Origin of the sequence: Variovorax sp. RO1 (assembly GCF_002849325.1) — a bacterium.
Lineage (GTDB): Bacteria > Pseudomonadota > Gammaproteobacteria > Burkholderiales > Burkholderiaceae_C > Variovorax.
In genome coordinates this window covers 591,582-616,849 of the sequence record NZ_PKMT01000003.1, presented here as the reverse complement: position 1 = coordinate 616,849, position 25,268 = coordinate 591,582, and the positions used below count along the sequence as shown (strand labels likewise).

General features: G+C 68.2%; 25 protein-coding genes. 10 read left to right on the top strand and 15 right to left on the bottom strand.

From position 1 onward, the window contains the following. Positions 1-23: 23 nt before the first annotated feature. Positions 24-938, bottom strand: coding sequence for a LysR substrate-binding domain-containing protein (locus CY658_RS19860; protein ID WP_257884931.1), 915 nt, complete (start codon positions 936-938; stop codon positions 24-26). Between the two features lie 108 nt (positions 939-1,046). On the opposite strand from CY658_RS19860, the gene CY658_RS19855 reads away from it, so the two are divergent. The 7 genes from CY658_RS19855 (at position 1,047) to CY658_RS19825 (ending at position 8,068) form a co-directional block, all read left to right on the top strand. Then, a complete protein-coding gene (locus tag CY658_RS19855) occupies positions 1,047-2,099 on the top strand; it encodes a Gfo/Idh/MocA family protein (RefSeq protein ID WP_101491816.1) in 1,053 nt (350 codons plus the stop codon). Between the two features lie 121 nt (positions 2,100-2,220). Beyond that, a complete protein-coding gene (locus CY658_RS19850) occupies positions 2,221-2,889 on the top strand; it encodes an amino acid ABC transporter permease (protein WP_101491815.1) in 669 nt (222 codons plus the stop codon). A gap of 10 nt (positions 2,890-2,899) precedes the next feature. Then, positions 2,900-3,547: an amino acid ABC transporter permease gene (locus CY658_RS19845; RefSeq protein WP_374221124.1), complete on the top strand. Its 648-nt coding sequence runs from the start codon at positions 2,900-2,902 to the stop codon at positions 3,545-3,547. Positions 3,548-3,607: 60 nt separating this feature from the next. Further along, a complete protein-coding gene (locus CY658_RS19840; RefSeq protein WP_101491813.1) occupies positions 3,608-4,444 on the top strand; it encodes a transporter substrate-binding domain-containing protein in 837 nt (278 codons plus the stop codon). A gap of 23 nt (positions 4,445-4,467) precedes the next feature. Continuing rightward, on the top strand, positions 4,468-5,232 hold the full coding sequence (locus tag CY658_RS19835) for an amino acid ABC transporter ATP-binding protein (RefSeq protein ID WP_101491929.1): 765 nt from the start codon (positions 4,468-4,470) through the stop codon (positions 5,230-5,232). Positions 5,233-5,236: 4 nt separating this feature from the next. Next, entirely contained in the window at positions 5,237-6,046 is an 810-nt protein-coding gene (locus CY658_RS19830) for a sugar phosphate isomerase/epimerase family protein (protein WP_101491812.1), read from the top strand. 90 nt (positions 6,047-6,136) lie between these two features. Continuing rightward, complete coding sequence (locus CY658_RS19825) at positions 6,137-8,068, top strand: adenylate/guanylate cyclase domain-containing protein (protein WP_101491811.1); 1,932 nt, start codon at positions 6,137-6,139, stop codon at positions 8,066-8,068. On the opposite strand, the gene CY658_RS19820 is transcribed toward CY658_RS19825, so the two are convergent. Genes CY658_RS19820 through CY658_RS19810 form a run of 3 tightly spaced genes read right to left on the bottom strand, consistent with a single transcriptional unit; the run spans position 8,042 to position 11,261 of the window. Continuing rightward, the gene (locus CY658_RS19820; RefSeq protein ID WP_101491810.1) at positions 8,042-9,010 is read right to left on the bottom strand and encodes a PDR/VanB family oxidoreductase; all 969 of its coding nucleotides are present in this window, start codon (positions 9,008-9,010) and stop codon (positions 8,042-8,044) included. The genes CY658_RS19825 and CY658_RS19820 overlap by 27 nt on opposite strands. Positions 9,011-9,015: 5 nt before the next feature. After that, positions 9,016-10,242, bottom strand: a complete 1,227-nt coding sequence (locus CY658_RS19815; RefSeq protein WP_101491809.1) for an aromatic ring-hydroxylating dioxygenase subunit alpha — start codon at positions 10,240-10,242, stop codon at positions 9,016-9,018. Next, positions 10,239-11,261: a Bug family tripartite tricarboxylate transporter substrate binding protein gene (locus tag CY658_RS19810; RefSeq protein WP_101491808.1), complete on the bottom strand. Its 1,023-nt coding sequence runs from the start codon at positions 11,259-11,261 to the stop codon at positions 10,239-10,241. The genes CY658_RS19815 and CY658_RS19810 overlap by 4 nt, the downstream gene beginning before the upstream one ends. Positions 11,262-11,345: 84 nt before the next feature. On the opposite strand from CY658_RS19810, the gene CY658_RS19805 reads away from it, so the two are divergent. Continuing rightward, positions 11,346-12,263, top strand: coding sequence for a LysR family transcriptional regulator (locus CY658_RS19805; RefSeq protein WP_101491807.1), 918 nt, complete (start codon positions 11,346-11,348; stop codon positions 12,261-12,263). Here CY658_RS19805 and CY658_RS19800 read toward each other — a convergent pair. After that, positions 12,247-12,987, bottom strand: coding sequence for a TetR/AcrR family transcriptional regulator (locus CY658_RS19800; protein WP_101491806.1), 741 nt, complete (start codon positions 12,985-12,987; stop codon positions 12,247-12,249). The two genes, CY658_RS19805 and CY658_RS19800, sit on opposite strands and share 17 nt — an antisense overlap. Positions 12,988-13,100: 113 nt before the next feature. Here CY658_RS19800 and CY658_RS19795 point away from each other — a divergent pair, with 113 nt between their 5' ends. After that, complete coding sequence (locus CY658_RS19795) at positions 13,101-14,411, top strand: aspartate aminotransferase family protein (protein ID WP_101491805.1); 1,311 nt, start codon at positions 13,101-13,103, stop codon at positions 14,409-14,411. Here CY658_RS19795 and CY658_RS19790 read toward each other — a convergent pair. The 9 genes from CY658_RS19790 to CY658_RS19750 all read right to left on the bottom strand — a co-directional run bounded on the left by CY658_RS19790 (position 14,398) and on the right by CY658_RS19750 (position 22,309). Then, positions 14,398-15,474 carry an NAD(P)/FAD-dependent oxidoreductase gene (locus CY658_RS19790; RefSeq protein ID WP_101491804.1) on the bottom strand — a complete coding sequence of 359 codons (1,077 nt, stop codon included), beginning with the start codon at positions 15,472-15,474 and terminating at the stop codon, positions 14,398-14,400. The two genes, CY658_RS19795 and CY658_RS19790, sit on opposite strands and share 14 nt — an antisense overlap. Continuing rightward, complete coding sequence (fdxA, locus tag CY658_RS19785) at positions 15,432-15,761, bottom strand: ferredoxin FdxA (protein WP_056580277.1); 330 nt, start codon at positions 15,759-15,761, stop codon at positions 15,432-15,434. Before fdxA ends, CY658_RS19790 begins: the two co-directional genes overlap by 43 nt. 43 nt (positions 15,762-15,804) lie before the next feature. After that, the gene (locus CY658_RS19780) at positions 15,805-17,142 is read right to left on the bottom strand and encodes a sulfate adenylyltransferase subunit 1 (protein ID WP_101491803.1); all 1,338 of its coding nucleotides are present in this window, start codon (positions 17,140-17,142) and stop codon (positions 15,805-15,807) included. Continuing rightward, a complete protein-coding gene (gene cysD / locus CY658_RS19775) occupies positions 17,142-18,095 on the bottom strand; it encodes a sulfate adenylyltransferase subunit CysD (RefSeq protein WP_101491802.1) in 954 nt (317 codons plus the stop codon). The genes CY658_RS19780 and cysD overlap by 1 nt, the downstream gene beginning before the upstream one ends. Before the next feature lie 32 nt (positions 18,096-18,127). After that, the gene (locus CY658_RS19770; RefSeq protein WP_101491801.1) at positions 18,128-18,760 is read right to left on the bottom strand and encodes a phosphoadenosine phosphosulfate reductase domain-containing protein; all 633 of its coding nucleotides are present in this window, start codon (positions 18,758-18,760) and stop codon (positions 18,128-18,130) included. A 17-nt stretch (positions 18,761-18,777) separates the two neighbouring features. Continuing rightward, a complete protein-coding gene (locus CY658_RS19765; protein WP_101491800.1) occupies positions 18,778-19,173 on the bottom strand; it encodes a DUF934 domain-containing protein in 396 nt (131 codons plus the stop codon). Further along, entirely contained in the window at positions 19,170-20,948 is a 1,779-nt protein-coding gene (locus CY658_RS19760) for a nitrite/sulfite reductase (RefSeq protein ID WP_101491799.1), read from the bottom strand. The genes CY658_RS19765 and CY658_RS19760 overlap by 4 nt, the downstream gene beginning before the upstream one ends. Before the next feature lie 240 nt (positions 20,949-21,188). Beyond that, positions 21,189-21,509 carry a hypothetical protein gene (locus CY658_RS19755; protein WP_143713719.1) on the bottom strand — a complete coding sequence of 107 codons (321 nt, stop codon included), beginning with the start codon at positions 21,507-21,509 and terminating at the stop codon, positions 21,189-21,191. Positions 21,510-21,616: 107 nt separating this feature from the next. Continuing rightward, positions 21,617-22,309 carry a response regulator transcription factor gene (locus tag CY658_RS19750; protein ID WP_101491797.1) on the bottom strand — a complete coding sequence of 231 codons (693 nt, stop codon included), beginning with the start codon at positions 22,307-22,309 and terminating at the stop codon, positions 21,617-21,619. A 99-nt stretch (positions 22,310-22,408) separates the two neighbouring features. On the opposite strand from CY658_RS19750, the gene CY658_RS19745 reads away from it, so the two are divergent. Further along, positions 22,409-24,430, top strand: coding sequence for a sensor histidine kinase (locus CY658_RS19745; protein WP_101491796.1), 2,022 nt, complete (start codon positions 22,409-22,411; stop codon positions 24,428-24,430). A 6-nt stretch (positions 24,431-24,436) separates the two neighbouring features. On the opposite strand, the gene CY658_RS19740 is transcribed toward CY658_RS19745, so the two are convergent. Further along, the gene (locus tag CY658_RS19740) at positions 24,437-25,258 is read right to left on the bottom strand and encodes a M55 family metallopeptidase (RefSeq protein WP_101491795.1); all 822 of its coding nucleotides are present in this window, start codon (positions 25,256-25,258) and stop codon (positions 24,437-24,439) included. Positions 25,259-25,268 lie beyond the last annotated feature (10 nt).

Sequence of the window (25,268 nt, the reverse complement as noted above, 5' to 3'; positions counted from 1 at the left end):
CGACGCAGCCCATGGCGGCCCTGTCAGCTGTGCGGGTCGATGTTCAACGCATGCGGCCCGCTCGCCAGCTGCTTCTTCAAGAACTCCACGCACACCCGCACCTTCGCCGACCCCGCAGAGCGGGTGCTGGTCATCGCCCAGATGTCTGCCGACTCGTGGTAAGCGGGCAGCACGCGCACCATGCGCCCGTCGATGAGCGGTTGCGCCACGTCCCAGACCGACAGCAGGCAGATGCCCTTGCCGTCGAGGCTCCAGCCGCGCACCACGTCGCTGTGGTTCGAGCCGAACTTGCTCGTCACCTTGACTGTCTCGATGCCCTTGGGGCCGATCAGCCGCCAGTTGCCGAAGGGCTGGTCGCGTTCGCGGAACAGCAGGCATTCGTGCTCCGCGAGCTCGGTCACGGTCTTCGGATGGCCGCGCTGCGCCAGGTACGCGGGCGAGGCGCACAGCACGCGCCGGCTCTCCACCATGCGCTGCGCGATGAGGCGCGGCTGCGTCGGGGCGCCCACGCGGATGTCGAGGTCGAAGTTCTCGGCGATGAGGTCGACGCGCCGGTCCATCAGCTCGAGCCAGACCTCAATGCGCGGGTGGCGCTCGCCCAGCGCCGACAGGATGGGCGCCACGTGCTCGCGCCCGAGTCGCTGGCTGGTGGCGATGCGCAGCAGCCCTGAGGGCTCGGCCTTGGCACTGCTGAAGGCTTCCGACATGGCGTTGGCGTCGTCGAGGATGCGCCGCGCCCACTGGTAGGCGCGCTCGCCGTCTTCGGTGATCACCACGCGCCGCGTGGTCCGGTGAAAGAGGCGCACGCCCAGCTGCGATTCGAGGATGGCGATGCGCTTGCTGATGTGCGCCGAGGTCGTGCCGATCTCGAGCGAGGCCCCCACGAAGCTGGAGCGCCGGGCCGCCTCGCAGAACACTTCCAGGTCTTTCAGGTCCACGGTTTCTTTATCAACGATTCGTTGATTTCGAGTCAACAGGAGGTGGATTGTAGTTCTGAGTGTTGTTACTAGACTCGCCTCCATTCCGGCAAAACAGAGACAAGGTCCATGAGCAAACTCCCCGTCGCCGTCATCGGTGCAGGCCTGATCGGCAAGACCCACATCGACCGCGCCCTGAAGTGCCCCGATGTCGAACTGGTCGGCATCGCCGATCCGACACCCGCCGCCGCCGAGTTCGCACGCGCGCTGGGCGTGCCCTGTTTCCCCGACCACGCGAGCCTGCTGGCCGAGGCGAAGCCGCGGGGCGTGGTGGTCGCCACGCCGAACGCGACCCACGCACGGATCACGGTCGAGTGCCTGGAGCAGGGTGCGGCGGTGCTGGTCGAGAAGCCCATCGCCGACACGCTCGAAGACGGCCGCCGCATCTGCGAGGCCTCGCGCGCTGCGGGCCTGCCGGTGCTGGTGGGCCACCAGCGCCGCCACAACCCGATCATGCGCAAGGCCAAGGCCATCGTCGGTGCGGGCACGCTGGGGCGGCCGGTGAGTGCCACGGTGCTGTGCACCTGGCTCAAGCCGCGCGATTATTTCGATGCGGCATGGCGCCGCCAGCCGGGCGGCGGGCCGATCCTGATCAACCTGATCCACGACATCGACCTGATGCGCCACCTCTACGGCGAGATCGAGAGCGTGCAGGCTCTGGCCTCGAATGCCGTGCGCGGCTTCGAGGTCGAAGACACGGCCGTGGTCGCGCTGCGCTTTCGCAATGGCGCGCTCGGCACGGTCACGGTGTCGGACACCACCGCCGCACCGTGGAACTGGGACCTGAGCGCGGGCGAGGCCGAGCGCTTTCCGCGCCAGGACGACGTCAACGCGCATTTCTATTCGGGCACCGAAGGCTCGCTGACGCTGCCGCGCCTGGAGCTGTGGCGCTACCGCCAGGACCAGGGGGCGGCCGAAGGCTGGCACGACCCGATCACGCAGGAACGCACCGTGGTCCACATCGGCTGCCCGTACAGCGAGCAGATGCGCCACTTTGCGGCGCTGGTCGACGGCCGCGAAGAACCGGTGTGTTCCGCGCTCGACGGCTTTCGCACGCTCGAGGCCACGCTGGCGGTGACCGAGGCCGCCGCCACGGGGCAGCGCGTCTTGCTGCCCAGGTAGGCACGGGGTTGCACGCGGTGGCTGGCCCCGCGTGAAGAAGGCAAGAGACGACCGGAGATCGCCAGCCCGGACGAGAGACATCCACCACAAGAAACGCTCCACGAGACAAGAGCACATCGCCATGCGCTACACATTCGACTTCGCGGTCTTGCTGCCGCATTGGGAAGCCTTCGCCGAAGGCTGCTGGCTGACGCTGCGGCTGTCGGCGGTCTCGGTGGCCATCGGCCTGGCCGTCGGCCTGCTGGCCGTGCTCGGCAAGCGCTCCACCATTTCGGCTGTGCGCTGGATGGCGCAGAGCTACATCGAGCTGATCCGCAACACGCCGTTCCTGGTGCAGGTGCTGTTCGTCTTCTTCGGTTTGCCGTCGCTGGGCATCAGCCTCACGCCGAATACGGCCGCCGTGCTGGCGCTGAGCCTGAACCTGGGCGCCTTCTCGGCAGAAATTTTGCGCACCGGCATCGAGTCGGTGCCGCGCGGCCAGTTCGAGGCTGGCGCCGCGCTCGGGCTGAGCCCGTTCCAGACGCTGCGCCACATCGTCATCAAGCCTGCGCTGCGCACCATCTACCCCGCGCTCACCGGGCAGTTCGTGATGCTGCTGCTGACCACCAGCATCGTCTCGTCGATCTCCGCCGAAGAGCTGACCTCGGTGGCGCAGAACATCGACTCGGCCACCTTCCGCAGCTTCGAGGTCTACATCGTCGCTGCGCTGTTGTACCTGGCGATGTCGACGGTCTTCTCGACCGTGTTCAAGGCGATCGACCGCGTGTACTTCTCCTACCCCACCAAGTGAGACGGCCATGATTCGCGACTTCACGCTCACCGAGTTCTGGGTCATCGCGGGCGGCTTCGGGGCCACGCTGATGCTGTCGGCCATCGCCTTCGTCGGCGGCAGCCTCGCAGGGCTGCTCGTGGCCCTGGCGCGCACCGCGCCGATGAAGGCGCTGCGCGTGGCGGCCGCGGCCTTCATCGACTTCTTCCAGGGCACGCCGATGCTGCTGCAGCTGTTCCTGGTGTTTTACGGCTTGCCGGTGCTCGGCTGGAAGGTCAACGTCTGGGTAGCCGCCGCCGTGGGGCTCACCCTGCACGCCGGCGCCTTCCTCGGCGAGATCTGGCGCGGCGGCATCCAGGCTGTGCCGCGTGGACAGACCGAGGCGGCCGACGCGCTCGGGCTGGGCTGCGTCGCGCGCATGCGCCACGTCGTGCTGCCGCAGGCGCTGCGCATGTCGTTCGCGCCGACGGTCGGCTTCCTGGTGCAGTTGATCAAGGGCACCTCGCTCGCGGCCATCATCGGTTTCGTCGAACTCTCGCGTGCGGGCCAGCTCGTCTCGAGCATCACCTACAAGCCGCTGCTTGCCTTCGGGCTGGTGGCCGCCTGCTACTTCGCGATCTGCTTTCCGCTCTCGCGCTACAGCGCACGGCTCGAGAAGCGCTTCGCCAACGGCCACTGACTTCCTTTCCCACCACAAGAACCGCGGACGTCCCGCATCCACTCACCCGAGGAGCACACCATGCTGTTTCAACCCATCCTCCGCCGCACCGCACTCACGCTGCTCATGGGCCTTGCCCTGAGCGGCTTTGCACAGGCACAGAAAGTGGCCGACATCAAGAAAGCCGGCGTGCTGAAAGTCGGCGCGCAGGTCGCCCAGGTGCCCTGGGGCTTCAGCGACAAGGGCGGCAAGCTGACCGGCTACGACATCGAGTTCGCCGAGATGCTCGCCAAGGACCTCGGCGTGAAGCCCGAGTTCACGCCGGTCACGGTGGCCAATCGCACAGCCGCGCTGCTCACCGGCCAGGTCGACGTGCTCGCGGCGGTGGTGACGATCCTTCCCGACCGGCAGAAGGTCGTGCTGTTCTCGCGCCCGTACTCGTACCTGGAGACCGTGCTCATCGGCAAGGTGTCGCTGCCGCCGATGAAGGGCTACGGCGACCTCAAGGGCCTGCGCATCGGCGTGCCGCGCGGCAGCGTGCAGGACTCGTCCGTGACGCAGGCCAAAACGGGCGCGACCATCCAGCGCTTCGACGACGATGCCGCCGCCGTGCAGGCGCTGCTCTCGGGGCAGGTCGACCTGGCCGGCGCGGCGAACTCGCAGCTCGGCCCCATCGCCCAGGTGGCGGGCGCGGGCAAGTACGAGGTCAAGCTCGTGGTGGCCCGCGGCTTCCAGGGCGCCACCGTGCGGCCCGGCGAGCGCGAATGGGTGGGCTACATCAACGACTTCATCGGCCGCAAGATTGCGAGCGGCGAACTCGGCGCGCTCTACAAGAAGTGGATCGGGCAAGAGATGGACAAGGCGCTGCCGGCCTCGGGCGAAGGCGAGGGCGCCTTGCCGCTGGTCGTGACGAAATGACGATGGCCCACGCAGCGACTGCCATGAGTTCCTCTCACGCACTCAGCGACGAAACCATCATCACGATGGAGAACGTCAGCAAGTGGTACGGCCCCGTGCAGGTGCTGACCGACATCAACCTGCGCGTGCGCAAGGGCGAGCGCATCGTGATCTGCGGGCCCTCGGGCTCGGGCAAGTCGACCACCATCCGTTGCATCAACCGGCTGGAGCCCTACCAGAAGGGCCGCATCGTGGTCGGCGGCATCGACCTCGGCGCGGACGCGCGCAACGTGAAGGCCGTGCGCGCCGAAGTCGGCATGGTGTTCCAGCAGTTCAACCTGTTCCCGCACCTCACGGTGCTCGAGAACTGCATGCTCGCGCCGATGAAGGTGCGCGGCACCGGCAAGGCCGAGGCCGAGGCCACGGCCATGAAGTACCTGTCGCGCGTGCGCATTCCCGAGCATGCGAAAAAATACCCGGCGCAACTGTCAGGCGGCCAGCAGCAGCGCGTGGCGATTGCGCGCGCGCTGTGCATGACGCCGCAGATCATGCTGTTCGACGAGCCCACCTCCGCGCTCGACCCCGAGATGGTCAAGGAAGTGCTCGACACCATGATCGGCCTGGCCGAGGAGGGCATGACCATGCTGTGCGTCACGCACGAGATGGGCTTTGCGCGCAGCGTGGCCGACCGCGTGCTGTTCATGGACCGCGGCGAGATCGTCGAGCAGGCACCGCCCGAAGAGTTCTTCGTGAATCCGCAGCACGAGCGGCTGCGCGATTTTCTCGGCCAGGTGCTGCACAACGCGTAGCACGATGACACCGCTCTCATTGGCCCATCTGACGGTGCTCGACGTGCCGCCGCCCGCGCTGTTCGACCTGGCGGCCGAAGCCGGGTACCAGAACGTCGGGCTGCGCATCCTGCCTGCTGCACCTGGCGCGGTGTCCTATCCGCTGAGTTCCTCCACGTTGCCGGTGTGGCGCCGGCGCATGGCCGATGCCGGCGTGGGTGTCCACGATGTCGAGTTCATTCCGCTGACGCCGCAGGTGCGCGTGAGCGACTTCGCGCGCGACCTGGCGCTGGCCGGGGAACTGGGCGCGCGGCGGGTCAACGTGTCCGGCGACGATGCCGACGTCGATCGCCTGGTCGACCACTTCGGTGCGCTGTGCGACATCGCGGCAGCGGCCGGCCTCGGCGTCGACCTGGAGTTCATGCGCTTTCGCATCGTCGGCACGCTGCCGCAGGCGCTGGCGGTCGTCGAGCGCGCGGCGCGGCCCAACGGTCGGTTGCTGATCGACGTGCTGCACCTGTTCCGCTCCGGGGGCACGGCTGAGATGTTGCGCGCGGTGCCGGCGAGTGCGCTGGGTTCGGTGCAGTTGTGCGATGCGCCGCACGAAGACCCGACGGACGCCCACATCGTCGCAGAGGCGCGCGAAGGGCGGTTGTTTCCCGGCGAGGGCGCGCTGCCGCTGAAGGCCTTCATGGACGCCTTGCTGGGCGACATTCCCGTCGGCGTCGAGGTGCCGACCGGGCGCACGCATCCGGGGCTCACCGACGCGCAGCGTGCCGCGCGGGGCTGCGCTGCGACGCGGGCATTGCTGCAGTCCTGGCAGCCGTCGCGCTGAGCCTGCGCGCGCACGTTCGCGGGGGCCGCGGCCCGGGTGAGAATTGCTGCCACGAGGGCGCGTTCGAATGCCCTGGAGGGCTCCCCGCACATGACAGACGACTGCAAGCACCCGGACCCGCCGGCATCGCCGCCCGCACCCAACGCGCGCCTGCGGCGCTTTCGCGTCGACGTCGGCACGATCATCTGCGCGGTCGCACTGCTGCAGTCGCTGCTGCTGGTGGCCTTCGGCTACTGGGGCGCGGAGAAGCTGGTGTCGAAGGTGGGCGAGTCGGCGCACAAGGTCAACCACGACCGCGTCGAGGACAACGTCCTCGCCTTCCTCGCGAAGACCGAGGGGCTGGTGCGCGCCATCGCCCACACGCCCGACCTGCACCCGGCGGGCCACGACGGCGAGCAGACCGCCGAGCTGCTCTGGGCCGCGCTGGAGCAGACGCCCGAGATCGACAGCATCGGTGTGGGCAGCGGCGACGGCCACTTCCTGATGGCCATGCGCCACCCCGTGCCGGTGGTGCGGCAGGTGCTGCGCGAAGGAAAGTTCAGCACCGAGACCTGGGAGTACAAGTCGCCACCCAACAGCGACGCTGACGAAGACCCGCGGCGGCGCTACGAGACGACGCGCATCGAAGCCTTTCGCAGCGAAGACGACCCGGTGCACCAGGACTGGTTCACGCAGGCCGAGAAGGCGCGGCGCGCTGTGTGGACCGCGCCCTACGTGTTGCCTTCGATGAAGGAGCTGGGCGTGAGCCACGCACGGCCGAGCCGACGGCAGGACGAGGAGGGCGTCACGCAGACCTTCGTGGCAGTCGCCAGCGTGTCGCTCGGGCATCTCTCCAGCCTCGTGCGCCTGTTCGGCGGCACGGGCCACGGCCACAGCGCTTTGCTGAGCGCCGACCACCACGTGATCGCGCGCAGCGACCATCCGCACTCGGTGCGCAAGCTCGAAGACCCCGACGACGGCGTGCTCGGTGCGCTGCACACGCACATGCTGGCCAACGGCAGCCGCGACTGGACCGAAGACATGGCCTTCGCGCTCGTGCACGAGGGCATGCACTACCAGGTGCAGACCTCGCGCATTCCGGCCACCGACTGGCATCTGGTCAGCTGGGAGCCCGAAGAGGCGCTGATGGGTGCGCTGCATCGCAACGTGCTGTGGTCGCTGCTGCTGGTGCTGGCGTTCCTGGCGATCGCGCTCTTCATTTCGCTGCGCCTGTCGAAGCTCGTGACGGCGCCCATCGAAAGCCTCGCGCGCACGGCGCGGCGCATCGGGCGGCTTGAGCTGGACGACCTGCCGCGCGAGCCCAGCCGCGTGCTCGAGATCCAGCACCTGAACCAGGCGCTGGACGAGTCCGCGCGCAGCCTGCGGGCCTTTCGCAAGTTCGTGCCGGTGGACGTGATCCGCCAGCTCATCGCCGAAGGGCACGCGCTCGCACCCAACGGTTCGCCGCGACGCGTCACTGCGATGTTCACCGACGTGGAGGGCTTCACCGGCATCTCGGAATCGATGCCGGCCGATGTGCTGATGCGGCAGCTGACCGACTACTTCAACCTCGCGACCCGCGTGTTTGCGCGACACGGCGGCGTGATCGACAAGTTCATGGGCGACGGCATCATGGTGCTGTGGGGCGCGCCCGCCGATCTGCCGGACGCGGAACATCAGGCCTGCGTGGCCTCGCTCGAGCTGCACGCCGAGATGAACGAGCTCAACCGCCGGTGGCAGGCGGAAGGCCTGCAACCCTTCCGCACGCGCATCGGCATCCACACCGGCGTCGTGATCGCCGGTGTGCTCGGGTCGAGCGACCGGCTGTCGTACACCGCGCTGGGCGACGTGATCAACGCGGCGAGCCGCATCGAGGGCATCAACAAGCAGCTGGGGACGCGCACGCTGATGTCCGAGACAACCTTCGAAGGGCTTGGGGGGCGGCTGGCCACGCGGCGCATCGAGGAGCAGATTGAGCTGCGCGGGCGGCAGACGCGGATGGTGCTCTACGAGCTGCTAGAGGTCGAGCACCAGCCTCGGTGAGATGGCCCGCGAGCAGCAGGGCAGGAAGCAGTCATTGGCCGCCTGCTCGGCGGGTGTCAGATAGAGGTCGTGGTGCGCGACCTCGCCCGCAAGCACGCGCGTGAGGCAGGTACCGCAGACGCCCTGTGCGCACGACACCGGAATCTCGACGCCCTCGGCGGCGAGTGCGTCCAGCACGGTCATCGTCGCGGGGACGTGAACGACGCGGCCCGATCGGTGCAGTTCGACTTCGAAGCTCCCATGTCCGTCAGCCGGCGGCGCAGCGCCCGTGAACGACTCGAAGTGCACCTGTGCGTCCGCCCAGTGCAGGGCGCGCGCGGTCGTGCGCACGGCCTCGAGAAAGCCTGTAGGGCCGCAGACGTAGACATGCCTGCCTGGGGCCGGACTGCCGAGGGCTGAAGCAAGGTCGAGGCGTTGCGCGGACGGGCCGTCGTCGTGATGAAAGAACACCTGGTCCGCGAACGTGCTGTCTTCCAGTCGCCGCCGGTAGGGCGCGCGCGCTGCCGATCGGCTGCAGCAGTGCAGCGCGAAGTCGGCGCCCAGCGCGGCCAGCCGCTGCGCCATCGACAGCAACGGCGTCACGCCGATGCCGCCGGCCAGCAGCAGGCTGTGCGTTGCGCTTTCGTCGAGCGCGAAGAGATTGCGCGGCGGGCTGATCTGCAGCACCGAGCCTTCGTGGACGGCGTCGTGCATCGCCCGCGAGCCACCGCGCGATGCGGCGTCGCGCAGCACGCCGATCTCGTAGTGCCCATCGTCCAGAGCCGATGCGTTGCACAGCGAATACTGGCGCACCAGCCCGCCGGGCAATGCGACGTCGATGTGCGCGCCCGGCGTGAAGGCCGGCAGGCGCTCGCCGTCGGCGGGCACCAGCCTGAAGCCGGCCACGCCCTCGGCCTCGACCGTCTTGCGCGCCACCCGCACCGCGATGCCCGCACTCAACACGTCGCTCACTCCTTGGGCACGAGGAAGTTGCCGGCCTCGAACTGCACGGGTGGCGCTGCGGGGTCGAAGCTCACGCCCGCCGGATCGCGGCCCTCACGCACCGCATCGAGCTGGCGCTGCAGCAGCCGGCGCAGCATCACGATGCCGCGGTCCGACGAGGCCAGGTGCTCTTCCGAATGCGCGGTGATGGCGCCTTGGCTCACCTGCGCCTCGTAGTCGCCAGGGAAGGCGCGGTGCTCGGCCTCGGTCAGCTCTTCCCACAGCTTGCCGTTCAGGCGCGAGCGCATGCGGGACAGGTCGCCGGGGGTCTTCACGCGGCCCACGGTGTAGATGCGGAAGCTGTGGTCGTCGATGGGCAGCACCCAACCGATCGACTCGACGCGCCCGTAGGTGGCCACGCGCGGGTTGGGTACCACGCGCAGCGTCGGCAGCACGGGGCCGGCCACGCGGCGGAAGGTGCGGCCGTCTTCGAGCGTGCGGATCGAGGTGATCGTCACGCCGGTCTCGGTGCTCTCGAAACTCACGTCGGGCATCTGGCCCATGAGCGCCACGAACTGCGTGCCGCTGAAGCTGCCGTGCAGCACGGGCACGTGGAAGGGGTCGGCCACGTTCTCGTAGTGCTGCAGCCAGTTGCACGGAATGACCTGCGGCCCGCCGCCGCCGATGCTGTTGCCGTCGGCCTCCAGCGTCTCGCCCTCGTCCATGGTTTCGAGGCAGTCGTAGCGCGGCAGCACGGGTTTCTTGTCGGCCGGGCCGAGGTAGGCCCAGATCAGGCCGTACTGCTCCTGCACCGGGTACCAGGGCTGGCGCACGCGGCCGCGGCTGCGCGCGCCGCCTTCGGGTTCGCAGGGCTGGTCGACGCAGTGGCCCTGCACGTCGAACATCCAGCCGTGGTAGCAGCAGCGGATGCCTTCTTCTTCCACGCGCCCGTAGTACAGCGACGCCCCGCGGTGCGCGCAGCGCCAGTGCACGAGGCCCGCGCGGCCGCGCTTGTCGCGGAACAGGATCAGGTCTTCGCCCAGCACGCGCACCTGGCGCGGCGTGTCGGTGGCATCGGCGGTCAGGCCGATGGGGTGCCAGTAGCGGCGCAGCAGCTCGCCCATGGGCGTGCCGGCGCCGACCTCGGTCAGCTCGGGCTTGTGGCTCGGCGTCTTGCGGCCGTAGGCGGTGCCGGTGTCGAAGGCGATGGGTTGCCACTCGGAAGTGGCAGAGGAAGGGACGACGGCGCTCATTCGGGGGTGACTCCTGCGGCCTTGATCAGGTCCGCCACGCGGGGAAAGTCGGCCTTGTAGCCGGCGCGGAATTCGGCGGGCGTACTGCCGAGCGGCTCGAAGCCGTAGCCCGCCAGGCGCTCCTGGATGTCGGGCAGCTTCGTGATCTCGCGCAGTGCGAGCGACCATTCGTCGAGCACGGGCTGCGGCGTGCGGGCGGGCGCATACACGCCGATCCAGCTGTCGAGGTCGAAGCCTGCAAAGCCCTGTTCGGTGAAGGTCGGCACGTTGGGCATCGAGCGCACGCGCTGGCGGCCCGTGATGCCCAGCACCTTGATGCGCCCGGCCTGTGCGAGGCCGCGTGCGGTCGCGGGGTTGGCCCAGGCCACGCCCAGCGCCTCGCCGAACATGTCGTTGTGCGCGGCGGCCTCGGCCTTGTAGGGCACGTGCACCAGGTCGATGTGGTTCTGGCGCGCCAGCAGTTCGCCGAACAGGTGCGCGTTGGAGCCGTTGCCCCAGGTGCCGTACGAAACGCCGGGGTGCGCCTTGGCGTAGGCCACGAACTCGCGCACGGTGGAGAAGGGCGCCGAGGCGCGGGCGATGAGCATCGGGCCGCCCGTGGCCAGCTGCGACAGCGGCTCGAAGTCTTTCACCGGGTCATAAGGCAGCTTGGGCTGCAGCACCACGTTGTTGATGTGCGTGAGCGGCAGCGTGAGCAGCACCGTGTAGCCGTCGGGCGCCGCTTTGGCGACGGCGTCGGCCGCGATGGTGCCGCTGGCGCCGGGGCGGGCCTCGACGATCACCGGCTGGTTCCAGCGCACCTTGAGCTTCTCGGCATAGACGCGGGCGATGGCGTCCATCGGTCCGCCGGGCGAGCCGAAGGGCACGATGCGCACCACGCGGTTGGGAAAAGGCGCGGGCTGCGCGAAGGCGGGGCCAGCGGCGAGGGCCGCAAGGCCGGCACCGAGAACACCGAGTGCATGGCGGCGCGTAGCGCACGTCTTGTCTGCCTCGGGCGGCGAGGGTCTGAACCGATTCATCGTGTCTCCAGTCGTGTTGTACTTGTGCGCTGGACGATACGGACAGCCCGCCCCGCGGGCAATTCGAAGCTTTGAATATGAGATATGGCCCAACGTGATATCCGCAGCCTCGACGTCGGCATGCTGCGGACCTTCGATGCCCTGATGCGCGAGCGCAGCGTGTCGCGCGCGGCCACCAGGCTCTTCCTGAGCCAGCCGGCGGTGAGCGCCTCGCTCAACCGGCTGCGCGACACCTTCGACGATCCGCTGTTCACGCGCACGGCCCACGGCGTGGAGCCCACGGCGCGCGCCCATGCGCTGGCTGGCCAGGTCGAGCGCGTGCTGGCCGACCTGTCCGCGATGCTGGAGCCCGGCGAGGGCTTCGAGCCGGCGTCCTCGCAGCGCATCTTTCGCATCTCGGGCAGCGACTACGCCAGCCACCTGCTGCTGCCGACGCTCGCCAACGAACTCGTGGCCTGCGGCTCGCGCATTCGCCTGCACTGGGAGACCAGTTCGTTCCTCACGCTCACCGATCGCCTGCGCAAGGGTGACTTCGACGTGGCCGTGCTGCCGCGCTTGCAGCCGCCGAGCGATTGCGAATCGGCGCTGCTGTACGAAGACCGCTACGTGGTCGCCGTGCGACGCGGCCATCCGACGCTGGGCGAGGCGGCCACGCTCGACGCCTTCTGCGAAGCGCCGCACGTGTTCCTGGGCTACGGCAGTTCGGCGCTCGACGACCTCATCGACCAGGTGCTGGCGCGGCAGGGGCGCACGCGCAGCATGCGCGTGGCCATGACCAGCTTCGGCCAGATCGTCGACCTGCTGGCGCAGACCGACCATGTCGCCGTGCTGCCGCTGCGTGTGGCCGAGCGCTTTCGCGACCGGCTCGCGGTGCACCCGCTGCCCTTCGAGTTGCCGGGCTACCGCTCGGTCGTGTGCTGGAACCGCCGCTCGAATTCGGATGCGGGCGTGCTGTGGCTGAAGGACGCGCTGCTGCGCATCGCGCTCACTGCGCCGGCTTGAGCCTGCGCGCGAAAGCTTCCAACCCGTCGATCGTGATCTGGATGTGCCGCTCGAAACTGCTGTCGAGCGGCACGGTGGTGCCGTTGTCCCAACGCAGGATGAAGGCCTGGTTCGCCAGCTGCGGCAGGTGGCGCGCGAGCACGGGATGGTCGAGCGGGCGGATCGTGTGGACGCGCTCGCGCAGCTCTTCGGCCCAGGCCTGCGTGTTGTCGGCGGGCAGGGGCGAGAACTCCATCGTCAGGAAGCCCAGCATCGCGGCGATCACGCAGTTGTAGGCCTCCCGCAGCGGTTCGCCGTCGAAGCCGGCCTCGGTCAGTGCACAGAGCACACCTTCGACCAGCTCGGTCGGCAGGCTGCCGTTCGACACCAGCTGCGCCCCGAGCAGCTGCGCCACGTTCGGGTGCTGCCGCACGGCAGCGCGGCAGCGGTGGAACAGCTCGGCGATCCATGCCTGCCAGGCGAGCGTGCCCTTGGGCGGCGTGACCTGCGCCATGACCGTGGCAGCAACTTCGGCCAGCAAGGCTTCGCGCGTGCTGACGTGCCAGTGCACCGTGGCCGGGTACACGCCGAGCTGCGCCGCAATCTCGCGCATGCTGAAGGCGCCGAGGCCGAACGCGTCGATGTGTGCCAGCGCGGCTTCGGCGATGCGCTGCTTCGACAACGCGGCACCGCCGGCGGGGCGGCCGGCCGTTCGGGGGCGAGGCTCGGGGGCTTTTTTCTTCATGGATGCGCGCATTGTGCAGCGGGTGAATTGATTGTATAAATATTATTAATTGAGCATTGATCAATTAAGTGCACTGACCCCCCAGGCGCACGCCAACCCAAAGGATGTCTCCCATGACGACCGCTGCCGATACCGCCATCGACCAAGCCCTTGCCGAGGCCCATCAACGCTTCACCGACGGCAACCCTGAAAGCCTCAGCCGGTTCGAGGCGCAGACGCGCTACATGCCCGGCGCCAACAGTCGTTCGGTGCTGTTCTACGCGCCGTTCCCGCTCACCATCGCGAAGGGCGAGGGCGCCACGCTCTGGGACGCCGATGGTCACCGCTACACCGACTTCATCGCCGAGTACACGGCCGGTGTCTACGGCCACTCGGCCCCCGAGATCCGCGAGGCCGTCATCGAAGCGATGCAGGGCGGCATCAACCTCACGGGCCACAACCTGCTCGAAGGCCGGCTCGCGCAAACGATCTGCGAGCGCTTTCCGCAGGTCGAGCAGCTGCGCTTCACCAACTCGGGCACCGAGGCGAACCTGATGGCGCTCACGGCCGCGTTGCGCTTCACGGGGCGGCGCAAGATCGTCGTGTTCTCGGGCGGCTACCACGGCGGCGTGCTCGGCTTCGGCGACCAGCCGTCGCCGACGACCGTGCCTTTCGACTTCCTCGTGCTGCCTTACAACGACGCGGACACGGCGCGCGCGCAGATCGACGCGCACGCAGCAGACATCGCCGCCATCCTGGTCGAGCCGATGCAGGGCGCGAGCGGCTGCATTCCGGGCGGGCGCGAGTTCCTGCAGGCGCTGCGCGACGGCGCCACGCGGGTCGGCGCGCTGTTGATCTTCGACGAGGTGATGACTTCGCGACTGGGACCGCACGGTCTTGCCAATGCACTTGGCATCCGGAGCGACCTCACGACGCTGGGCAAGTACATCGGCGGCGGCATGTCCTTCGGCGCTTTCGGTGGGCGCCCTGACGTGATGGCGCAGTTCGATCCGCGCACCGGGGCGCTCGCGCATTCGGGCACCTTCAACAACAACGTGATGACGATGGCGGCCGGCTATGCGGGCCTCACGCAGCTGTTCACGCCCGAGGCGGCAGAGGCATTGGCCGAGCGCGGCGAGGCGATGCGGTCACGGCTCAACGCACTGTGCGCGCGTGAAGGCGTCGCGATGCAGTTCACCGGCGTGGGCTCGCTCATGAATGCGCATTTCCTGCGGGGCGAGGTGCGGCGCGTGGCCGACCTGGCGGTGGTGGACGGGCGCTTGCGGCAGCTGCTGTTTTTCCACCTGCTGGCGCAGGGGATCTACACCTCGCCGCGCGGATTCGTCGTGCTCTCGCTGCCGTTGTCGGCGGAGGAGATCGACCGCTATGTTGCTGCCGTGGGCAGCTTCATCGAGGCCTACCGGCCGCTGCTCAGCGCGGGGTAGTACCAGTCACGCCCAGCAGCTCGTGCAGCCGCGTGCTGGTGGTTGTGTACTGCAACGGTATCGCCTTGCCGGGGAACACCCGCGCCGCCGCGCCCCAGGCGGCCAGCGTGGCCTCATGGAAGCCGCAGACGATGAGCTTCTTCTTGCCCGGGTAGGTGTTGATGTCGCCCACCGCGAACACGCCGGGCTCGCGGGTTTCGTATTTCTCGGTGTCGACCGGCACCTGCTTGCGTTCCAGCTCGAGGCCCCAATCGGCGATGGGACCCAGGCGCGGCGAAATGCCGAGGCAGGCGACCAGCGCGTCGAGCGGTAGGTCGACCGTGGTGGCGTCGGGTGTGGTGATCTGCAGTTGCTGGCCGTCGAAGGCGCTTGGCTGGCCGACCCGGAAGGCCAGCTTGCCGTCGGCCACGAGGGCGCGCATGGCAGTCACGTTCGCCTCGTCGGCCTGGAAGCCGTCGCGGCGGTGGACCAGCGTCACCTGCTTGGCCAGGGCCGTGAGGGCGATCGCCGTTTCCAGTGCGATGTCGTCGCCGCCGTTGACCACCACCGTCTGGCCCGCGAAGCGGTCGAGCGAATCGGGGTGATAGAACAGCGTCGAGCCCTCGAACTGCGCGATGCCGTCGACGGTGATGCGCTTGGGCACGAAGGCACCGACGCCGGCTGCGATGAACACCGTCTTCGCGAGGAAGGCGGTGCCGGCCGAGGTGGTCAGCAAGAGCCGGTCGTCAGCCTGGCGGGCCAGCGTAGAAACCTGCTCGCCGAAGTGGAATTGCGGCTTGAAGGGCGCCACCTGCTGCAATAGCGACTGCGCCAGATCGCGCCCGCTGGTGACCGGGGTGCCGGGAATGTCGTAGATCGGCTTGTGGCCGTACAGCGCCACGCACTGGCCGCCCGCGGCGGGCAGCGCATCGACGATGTGGCAGGAAATCTCGAGCAGGCCCAGTTGGAAGGCCTGGAACAGGCCGACCGGACCGGCGCCGATGATCAGCGCGTCGGTCTCGATCGGTGCGGGCGCCTGGCTCAGCGCACCAGCTCCGAGATCTTGCCCGTCTTGTCCTTCCACTCTTCAGCTTCGGGCAGGGCGGGCTTGCGCTTGGTGATGCTCTTCCAGCCGTCGGCCAGGGCCAGCTCGGCGTTGAGCTTAATGAAGGCGAGCTGGTCGGCCGGGAGGTCTTCCTCGGCGTAGATTGCATTGACCGGGCATTCAGGGATGCAGACGGCGCAGTCGATGCACTCATCCGGGTCGATCACCAGCATGTTGGGACCTTCGCGGAAGCAGTCGACGGGGCAAACGTCCACGCAGTCGGTGTATTTGCAACGGATGCAGGCTTCGGAGACGACGTGGGTCATTTGTCTTGTAGCGTCAGGAGAAGGGGCTGGAAAACCCTAGATTTTAGGCCTTTGCGGCGGGTGTCTGCACGAGCACGGCGGCGGCGGTGCGATGGGAGGCCGTATCGACCAGCACCAGCGACCCCAGCGCACGCGATTGGGCGAACGGCAGAACGGCCAGCGGCTGCTGCAGCGCAAGCACCACATCGCCGATGGCATTGGCCTCGAGCTGGGTTGCCGGCTCGGATTCGAGGGTCGTGATGTTCACGCGATCGACGATGCGCGCCACCTTGGCCTTGACCCAACGGTGGCCCTGCAGCGCCCAGTACACGCGGCCCGCGACCAGCGGCTCGTCGTCGAGCCAGGCCACGGTGGCAGTGATCTCGCGCACGGGCTCGAAGGCCTCGGGCGCCAGCAGCCAGTCGCCGCGCGACACGTCGAGTTCGCGGTCGAGCACGATGCCGGCGCTGTGGCCCGCATGCACGCTCTTGGGTTGGCGCGTGTGGCTCAGCACCTGGGCCACGGTGGCGGTCTGGTTGCTCGGCAGCACGGTGACGCGCTGGCCGGGCTCCACGTGGCCCGAGGCGACGCGGCCCCAGAACACGCGGCGGCCCTGCGAGGTGTCGGCCGAGGCCGAGAACTTTTCGACCCACTGCACCGGGAAGGCGAAGGGCACGGCCTCGTCCGGCGCGGTCACGGGCAGGTCTTCGAGCAGCTCGAGCAGGCTCGGGCCTTCGTAGCCGACCCAGTCGGCATGGCGCGTGGCCACGTTCCAGCCCTTGAGGGCCGAGATCGGCACGATGGCTGCGACCTTCACGCCGGCCGCTTCGGCAAAGGCGTTCAGCGCGGTCGAGATGCGTTCGAAGGCGAGGCCGGCGTCGTCGATGGCGTCGAGCTTGTTGACCGCGAACACGATCGACTGCACGCGCAGCAGGTTGGCCAGCAGCGTGTGGCGGCGCGTCTGCGGCAGCAGCTCGCGCTTGACCACCGTGCCGTCTTCGACCTCGGCGGCCCAGGCCAGCTTGGTGGCATCGACCAGCACGACGGCCGCGTCGGCGGCCGAGACGGCCGTGACCATATTGCGCGTGTACTGCTCGTGGCCCGGTGCGTCGCCGATGATGAACTTGCGCTTGGCGGTCGAGAAGTAGCGGTACGCCACATCGATCGTGATGCCTTGTTCGCGCTCGGCCGAGAGGCCGTCGGTCAGCAGGGCCAGGTCGGTTTCGCCGCCGCGCTGCACGCCGGCCAGCTGGTCTTGCAGCACGGTCTTGCTGTCGACCAGCAGGCGGCCGATGAGCGTGCTCTTGCCGTCATCGACCGAGCCGCAGGTGATGAAGCGCAGGGCGGTGCCGGTGTCGCCGTGAAGGGCGGTGGTGTCGAGGGTTGCCGTCGTCGTGCTCATCAGAAATATCCGTCTTTCTTGCGCTTCTCCATCGAAGCTTCCGAAGTCATGTCGTCCATGCGCGTGGCGCCGCGCTCGCTGACGTCGACCGACAGCGTTTCCAGCACCACGTCGCCCGCGCCTGCGGCCAGGCTCTCGACCGGGCAGGTGGTCGTGATGTCGCCCACGGTGCGAAAGCGCACGTCGCGCACCTGCACGGTTTCGCCGTCACGCGGCGGCGTGAGCTCGGTCACGGGCACCAGCAGGCCGCGGCGCTCGACCACTTCACGCTTGTGCGTGTAGTAGATCGACGGCAGGCCGATGTTCTCGCGCTCGATGTATTGCCACACGTCGAGCTCGGTCCAGTTCGAGATCGGGAACACGCGGAAGTGCTCGCCGGGGGCCAGGCGCGTGTTGAACAGCGTCCACAGCTCGGGGCGCTGGTCCTTGGGTTGCCACTGGCCGAAGGCGTCGCGGTGCGAAAAGATGCGCTCCTTGGCGCGGGCCTTTTCTTCGTCGCGGCGCGCGCCGCCGATCAGCGCGTCGAAGCGGAATTCTTCAATGGCCTCGAGCAGCGTCACCGACTGGTGCGCGTTGCGCGATTCGCCCGGATGCGCCAGGCGCACGGTGCCGCGCTTCATCGAGTCTTCGACGCTGCGCACGATGAGTTCGGCGCCCAGTTCCTGCGCGCGCTGGTCGCGGTAGGCCGTCACTTCGGGGAAGTTGTGGCCCGTGTCGATCATCAGCAGCGGGTAGGGAATGCGGCCGACGCCGAAGGCTTTTTCAGCGCACTTCAGCAGCACCAGCGAATCCTTGCCGCCCGAGAACAGCAGGGTGGGGCGCTCAAAGGCGGCAGCCACTTCGCGCAGGATGAAAATGGTTTCTTCTTCCAGCGCGTCGAGGTGCGTGTTGGACAGGTTCGCGGGTGAATGCATGGGCGGCTGCAGCAGGTCGGCTTCGGTACGGGCGTTCATCGGATGGGGTCCTGGAGGCGGAGATCGATCGTTCAGTGCGACAGATGCAAGCCGCATTCGCGGTTGTCTTCGCCCTTGGTCGGGTCCACGTAATCGAAGTTGTTGGGCAGGCCGTTGGCTTCGCAGTATTCGTAAAGTTCTTTGGACGACCAGTGCAGCAGCGGCGCGACCTTGATGAGGCCGTCCGGGTTGACGCTGACCGGGTCCATCTGCGCGCGCACAGCCGTGTCGGTGGCCCGCAGCGCGGTGAACCAGACCTTCGGCGCCGTTTCGCGCAGCGCGCGGGCAAAGGGCTCCAGCTTCACTTCTTCGGTGAAAGCGGCGTGGCGCGGATCGTCGAGCGCCGGCGTCGGGCCTTCCACCGCTTCGCGGTGCGCGCGCGAACGGCGCGGCAGGTAAATGTGCAGGTCCAAGCCCAGGAGCTTCGTCACCTCGTCGGCAAAACGGTAGGTGGCCTCGGTGTTGTAGCCGTTGTCCATCCAGACCACCGGAACGTCCCGCTTGGCGCGCGCGACCATGTGCAGGATCACGGCCTCGAACGGGCGGAAGTTGGTGGTGATGATCGCGGGCTGGCCCAGGCCGACGGCCCAGTCCACCAGGCCCGCGGCGTTGCGGCCGAGGTCGGTGTTGATGCGTGCGAGGTCGATGTCGGTGGCGATGCTCATGGGGCTCTCTTGTCTGCTCAGGCGCCGGCCACGAAGTGCGGCGCGGTCTTCACTGCGTCGCCCTGGTAGAACGTGGCGAAGCGGTCGAACTGGCGCTGTGCGTCGGAGGCGTCCACGCCTTCCTTGAGCACGGCGCTGGAGAAGCCGGTGCGTTCCATCTGCACCAGCTGGTCGATCAGCACGTCGCCCGTGGCGCGGATGTCGCCCGTGAAGCCGAGGCGGCGGCGCAGCAGGAAGGCCTGGCTGTAGGCGCGGCCGTCGGTGAACTTGGGAAAGTTCAGGTCGATGCGCTCGATGTCGGCCAGGCACACCTCGATGGCGAGCGGATCGGCGTCGTTGGCGAGCTGCAAAACCTTCGGGTCGCCGTCGTCGATGTGTTCTTCGGCGGCCAGGATGTTCAATGTCTTTTTCATGCTGCTTCCTCCACCTTGAATCGCGCACCGTTGGCCGAGGCCTTGAACGGGTCGTGACCGACGCGGCGCAGGGTGTCGATGAAGGTCTCGCCGTTTTCGCGGGTGTCGCGGTAGGTGGTGAGCACGGCCTCGATCACGCCCGGCACTTCGGCCGCCGAGAACGAGGGGCCGACCGCTTTGCCGGCCTGCGATGCGCCGCTGAGCGCGGAGCCGTCGGAGCCGCCGAGGGTGACCTGGTACCACTCCTTGCCGTCCTTGTCGACGCCCAGGATGCCGATGTGGCCGCTGTGGTGGTGGCCGCACGAGTTGATGCAACCGCTGATGTGCAGGTCGATCTCGCCCAGGTCGTCGAGCTCGTCGAGGTCCTGATAGCGCTCGGTGATGGCTTCGGCAATCGGAATGGAGCGGGCGTTCGCCAGCGAGCAGAAATCGCCGCCGGGGCAGGCGATCATGTCGGTCAGCAGGTGCACGTTGGCGCTGGCGAAACCAGCGGCGCGGGCGGCGAGCCACAGCGCATGCAGGTCTTCGGCATGCACCCAGGGCAGCACCACGTTCTGGTCGTGCGTCACGCGGGCTTCGCCGGCCGAGAAGCGGTCTGCCAGCTCGGCAACGGTGTCGAGCTGGTCGGCCGAGGCGTCGCCAGGGGCCTGCTTCAGGCGCTTGAACGACAGCGTGACGGCGCGCAGCGCGGGGTTCTTGTGCGCGTCGACGTTGCGGGCGAGCCAGCGCGCGAACATGACGTCGTCGGCGGCGTAGGCACGCAGTTCGGCGTCGGTTTTTTCGGCGCTTTGCAGCACGCGGGTGGCCAGCGTCGGCGGCACGAAGGAGGCGGCCACGCGGTCGTACTCTTCCTGCGTGATGGTGTGCGGTGCGCCGTCGTGCTCGATGATCTGCTTGTACTCGGCCTCGACATCGTCGATGTAGCGCTGGCCTTCAGCCTTCACCAGGATCTTGATGCGCGCCTTGTAGATGTTGTCGCGGCGGCCGTAGCGGTTGTAGACACGAATCACCGCTTCGAGGTAATTCATGATCTGCTGCCAGGGCAGGAACTCGCGCAGCACGGTGCCGATGATGGGGGTGCGGCCCATGCCGCCGCCCACCTGCACGCGGAAACCGATGTCGCCGGCGTCGTTCTTCACCACGTGCAGGCCCACGTCGTGCCAGCCGGTGGCGGCGCGGTCTTCGGTGGCGCCGGTGATGGCGATCTTGAACTTGCGCGGCAGGAACGCGAACTCAGGGTGCAACGTGCTCCACTGGCGCATGATTTCCGCGAACGGGCGCGGGTCGGCGATCTCGTCGACCGCAACGCCGGCGCGCTCATCGCTCGTGATGTTGCGGATGCAGTTGCCGCTGGTCTGGATGCCGTGCATGTCGACCGAGGCCAGCAGGTCCATCACGTCGGCCGACTTGGCCAGCGGAATCCAGTTGTACTGGACGTTCTGGCGCGTCGTGAAGTGGGCGTAGTGGGTGGGCAGCTTGTGGCTGCCGAGCTGCCCCTGAATCTCGATGGCCTTGCGGTAGACCTCGGCTTCAGGCTCGTCGTATTCGCGGGCGATGCGGGCCAGCACGCGCAGCTGCTTGCTTGACAGCTCGCCGTATGGCACAGCCACGCGCAGCATCGGCGCGTAGCGCTGCACGTACCAGCCGTTTTGCAGGCGCAGGGGGCGGAACTCGTCCTCGTGCAGGCGGCCCTTTTGCCAGCGCTCGAGCTGGTCTCGGAACTGGGCAGCGCGTTGGTGAACGAACTGGCGATCGAATTCTGTGTATTGGTACATCGTGCGTATGTGTCTTGAAGTGCGGTGCGTCCAGCGCCCCAGCAAGAAGCCGCGATTCTGAAAGCCCGCCTTATGGAAACAAACTATTTTTTGGTTCGCGCCTTATGCGGATAAGCTTATTCACCAGCATCCATGCGGGTTGCGAGGCGGTTGGTTGCTTATTCCAGATAAGGCGCGGACGCCGGCGCGGGGTCGCCGGACGCTGAATTCTAGAAACTTGGGGGCGCCTGCGCAGGGCGCCTATCTCAGCCTGAAGTCGAAGCCCAGGGTCTGCGGCGAGCTCAGCAGCTGTCGAGCGGCCTTGTCGGCCTGATGTTGCGCATTGAGCCATTCCCGGGCCAGCCTGGCTTCGGTCCGGTTCAGGTGCTCGATGCCGTGGTGGCGCTCCTTCGACCAGGCCTGGAAGCAGCGCACGACCCGCAGCGGATCGCCGATCTGCTCCTCGATCCGCAGCCGGTAGATGTCGGCGGCCACCATGACATCCTTCAAAGTGAAGTTCTGGCCTTTGACGTGGACCACGTAGGGGACCACATAAGAAGTTGTCCTGGCGAGATCACTCATGCCTTCATCCGTGCCTCAAGTCGCTGCCTGTGCCGCAGATTAGCGGCGGGTATCGAAATGAAACTGAGCGTTTCTGAGCACCGGACCGGCACCCGACCCGCGCCGGGTTAGCGCCGGATGAGCGTCTTGGCGTGAAAGCGGTAGCCGGCGTTGCGCGCCGTGTTGATCGGCAGCACCAGCCCCGTGGCCTCGCTGACCTTGCGCCGCAGGCGGCGAATCTGCGTGTCGAGGCGGCGCTGGTCGTAGCTCAGGTAGTGCTCGCCCAGCGCCTGCACGATCTGCTGGCGGCTGGCAATTTCGCCGCCGCTGCGCATCAGCTCGTGCAGCACCGTGAGGTCTTGTTCCGACAGCGCAATGGGCGCAAAGCCCGGCGGCGACAGTCGGCGCGGGCCCAGCTCCAGCACCCAGGCGTCGGCCGGCACCGCGGCGGGCGAATCGCCCAGGCGCCGCGACAGCGCCGCCAGCGTGGCCGCCAGTTCATCGAGGTCGGTGGTTTTCGACAGGTAGTAGTCCGCGCCGATGTCCAGCCCCGTCACGCGGTCGCGGGCGCCGCCGCGTGCCGTCAGCACGACGATGCCCAGGCGCTCGCCGCGTTCGCGCAGCTCGCGAATCAGCGACAGGCCATCGCCGTCGGGCAGCCCGAGGTCGACCAGCGCAATACCGTGGCGGGCCGGGTCGTAGGTGCGGTGGAAGCCTTCGAGCGACGCCTCGGCATCGACCCGGTAGCCGCTGCCGGCCAGGAACTCGCTCAACTCTTCGCGCAGCACGGCTTCATCTTCCAGCAGGATCACATCACGCATGGGAACAGGGTACGGGCTGGCGACCAAGGGAATCTGAGCGTTTCTAAGCGGCGTGAAAGGCGCCCCGGATTCTAGGTGCGGCATCGATAATCCGCGCCCATGAAACGCCTCGCTCGGTGCCTGTGGTTGTGCGGTTGCCTCGCCGTGTGGGGCCTTCTCTTTTCGACTGCGGCCACCGCCGGTGTGTTGCGGCTGAACCCGCTGGCGAGCGTCGACAGCCACGGCCAGTTGTCCATGCTGCACGACCCCGAAGGCCAGCTGAGCGCCGACGAGGCCGCCGCCGCCCCGGGCTGGAAGGCCTTGCCCGGCGCCGTGAACGCGGGCTTCACGCGCGATGCCGTGTGGATCAGGCTCGAGGTGCAGCGCCCCGCCGACGTGCCGCAGCAGCGGTGGCTGGCGCAGTTCAGGAACGCACTGCTCGACGACGTCCGGCTGTACCGCCGGGACGACGCCGGCCGCTGGCAGCTGGCCGTGAAATCGGGCGAAGACATCGGCCGCGAGAACTGGCCCATCGACGCGCGCAACGTGCAGCTGCCGTTGACGCTGGAGAGCACAGAACCCACGCCACTGCTGCTGCGCCTGCAGTCGCGCAACGCCATGTCGACCACCATCGGCTTCGCCGCGCCCGAGGTCTACGCGGGCACTGCGCGGCGCGAGTACCTCTTCTACGGCCTGGGCTTCGGCTTTGGCCTGATGCTCATCGCCTTCCACGCGCTGTTCTGGCAGATGACGCGCGAGCGCGTGAGCGCCTGGTACCTGGTCTACGTTTCGAACGCGCTGCTGGTCGAGTTCCTGTCGGCCGGGTTGCCGCAGCAGTTGTTCGCGATGCCCGCGCGGCTGTCCGACATGCTGCTGAGCCTGTCGATCTGCGCCGGCGTGGGCATCGGCATCCGGTTTGCCGTCATGCAGCTGGGCGCCGACCTGCAGTGGCCGCGCTTCACCCGCGTGGCGATGAACGCCGTGGGCCTGCTGAGCGCCGTGGGGGCGGTGCTGGTGCTGGCCTGTGCCAACGGCCTGGCCATGCAGGCGGTGCAGGGGACGGCGATGCTGTGCATCGTGTGCCTGATCGGCGCGGCGCTGTGGCTGCTGTCGCGCGACCAGGGCCAGGCGCGCGCCTTCCTCATCATCTTCGGCATCTACTACGTGGGCGTGGTGGTGAGCTTCCTGCGCAACCAGGGCTGGCTGCCGGCCGGTGCCTGGACCGACAACGCGACCGCCATCGGCACGCTGCTGCACCTGCTGCTCATGAGCATGCGGCTGAACCGCCGCTACGACCAGCTGCGCCGCGAGAAGGAAGCCGCGCAGGCGCGCCTCGTGCACGTGGTCGGCCGCCAGAACGACCGGCTGGAGGCGGAAGTGCGCCGGCGCACGGCCGACCTGCGCGGCGAGATCGAGCAGCGCCAGCGCCTCGAGGTCGATTTGCGGGCGGCGCTGGAGACCGAGCGCCGCGCCAAGCAGTCGCAGGTGGATTTCGTCGCGATGGTGTCGCACGAGTTCCGCACGCCGCTGGCCATCATCCACACCACGGCCCAGCAGATCGCCAAGAACCTCGACGCCGCGCGCGAGAAGACTTTGGCGCGCTGCCAGAACCTGCGCGCCGCCGCGCAGCGCATGACCGCGCTGGTCGACGAGTACCTCACCTCCGACCGCATGGAAGCCGGCCAGACGCCGTTCCAGCCGCGCCCCTGCGAGCGTGACGAGCTGCTGGAGCTGTTCGAAGATCTCGTGGCCGACTGGCCGGACGGCCGCGTCGTGTGGCACGACGGGCAGTTGCCGCCGCAGCTGGTGTGCGACCCCGGGCTGCTGCGCGTGGCGCTGCGCAACCTGCTGGCCAACGCCGACCGCCACACACCGACGGGCCGGGCGATCGTGCTGGACGTGGTGCCGGCCGAAGCGGGCGGGCTGAACATCCGCGTGAGCAACCCCGGCGATGCGATTCCGCACGACGAGGTGGCGCGGCTGTTCGAGAAGTACTTTCGCGGCCGCCAGGCGGCGCGCTCACCGGGCGCCGGGCTGGGGCTGTACCTCGTGCATCAGATTGCGGAGCTGCACCGCGGGCACGCCCGGCTCGAAAGCGCCGGGCAGGACGGTCACGTGCGCTTCAGCCTCGCGCTGCCCTGAGAGGCTTCAGCGCAGCATCGACGACATCGCCGAGCAGCAGTTCAGCATGCGCACGGCCGACTCCACCGTGTCGGCGGTGAACCGCAGCGTCACGCCATCGACGCGCTCAAACGTTGGCCACTGGCAGAACAGGTCGGCCATCATCGGAGACTGGGTGCGCAGCGTGACGACCTGCGGGCCCTTGAAGACCAGCGGACGCGCATGGGCGCGCGCAGCCAGCGCTTCAACTACGCCGGCACGGATCGCCTGGCGCGATTGCTCCGGCGAGAGCGACACGCCGCTGTTGAAGCCGGTCGCCTTCTTGGTCTGCACGAAGGCCGCGTGCGGAAAGAGCGCTTGGTTCTCGGCGATGAACACGTCGTCGCCGCTGCCCATCACCACGGGCACGCCGTACTCGCCGGCCAGCGCGCCGTAGATGCCGGCTTCGCCCAGTTCCTGGTCGCCAAAGCGGATGCCCGCAAAGGCAAAGCCGTTGATCGTGTGCGCGAGGATGCCGCGGCCTTGGGCACGCGAGTGGTAGCCGACCATGCAGACCGCCTGCACGCCGTCTTCTTCCACGCCGGCCACCATGCTCAGGTAGCGCGGCTTGCCCTGCACCACGCGGGCGCGTGCGTCGAGCACGTCGGGCGGCATGTTACGAAAGCCGCCGTGCGAGTCGTTCACCAGCACCTCGGTGGCACCTGCGTCGAAGGCGCCGGCAATCGCCGCGTTGGCCTCCTGCGCCATCAGCACGCGGGCACGTTCGTACTCGGGGTTGCCCTGGCGTGCCTGCTCGTGGTGGTAGACGCCCGCAACGCCTTCGATGTCGGTGGAGATCAGGACTTTCATGGACGTGTGT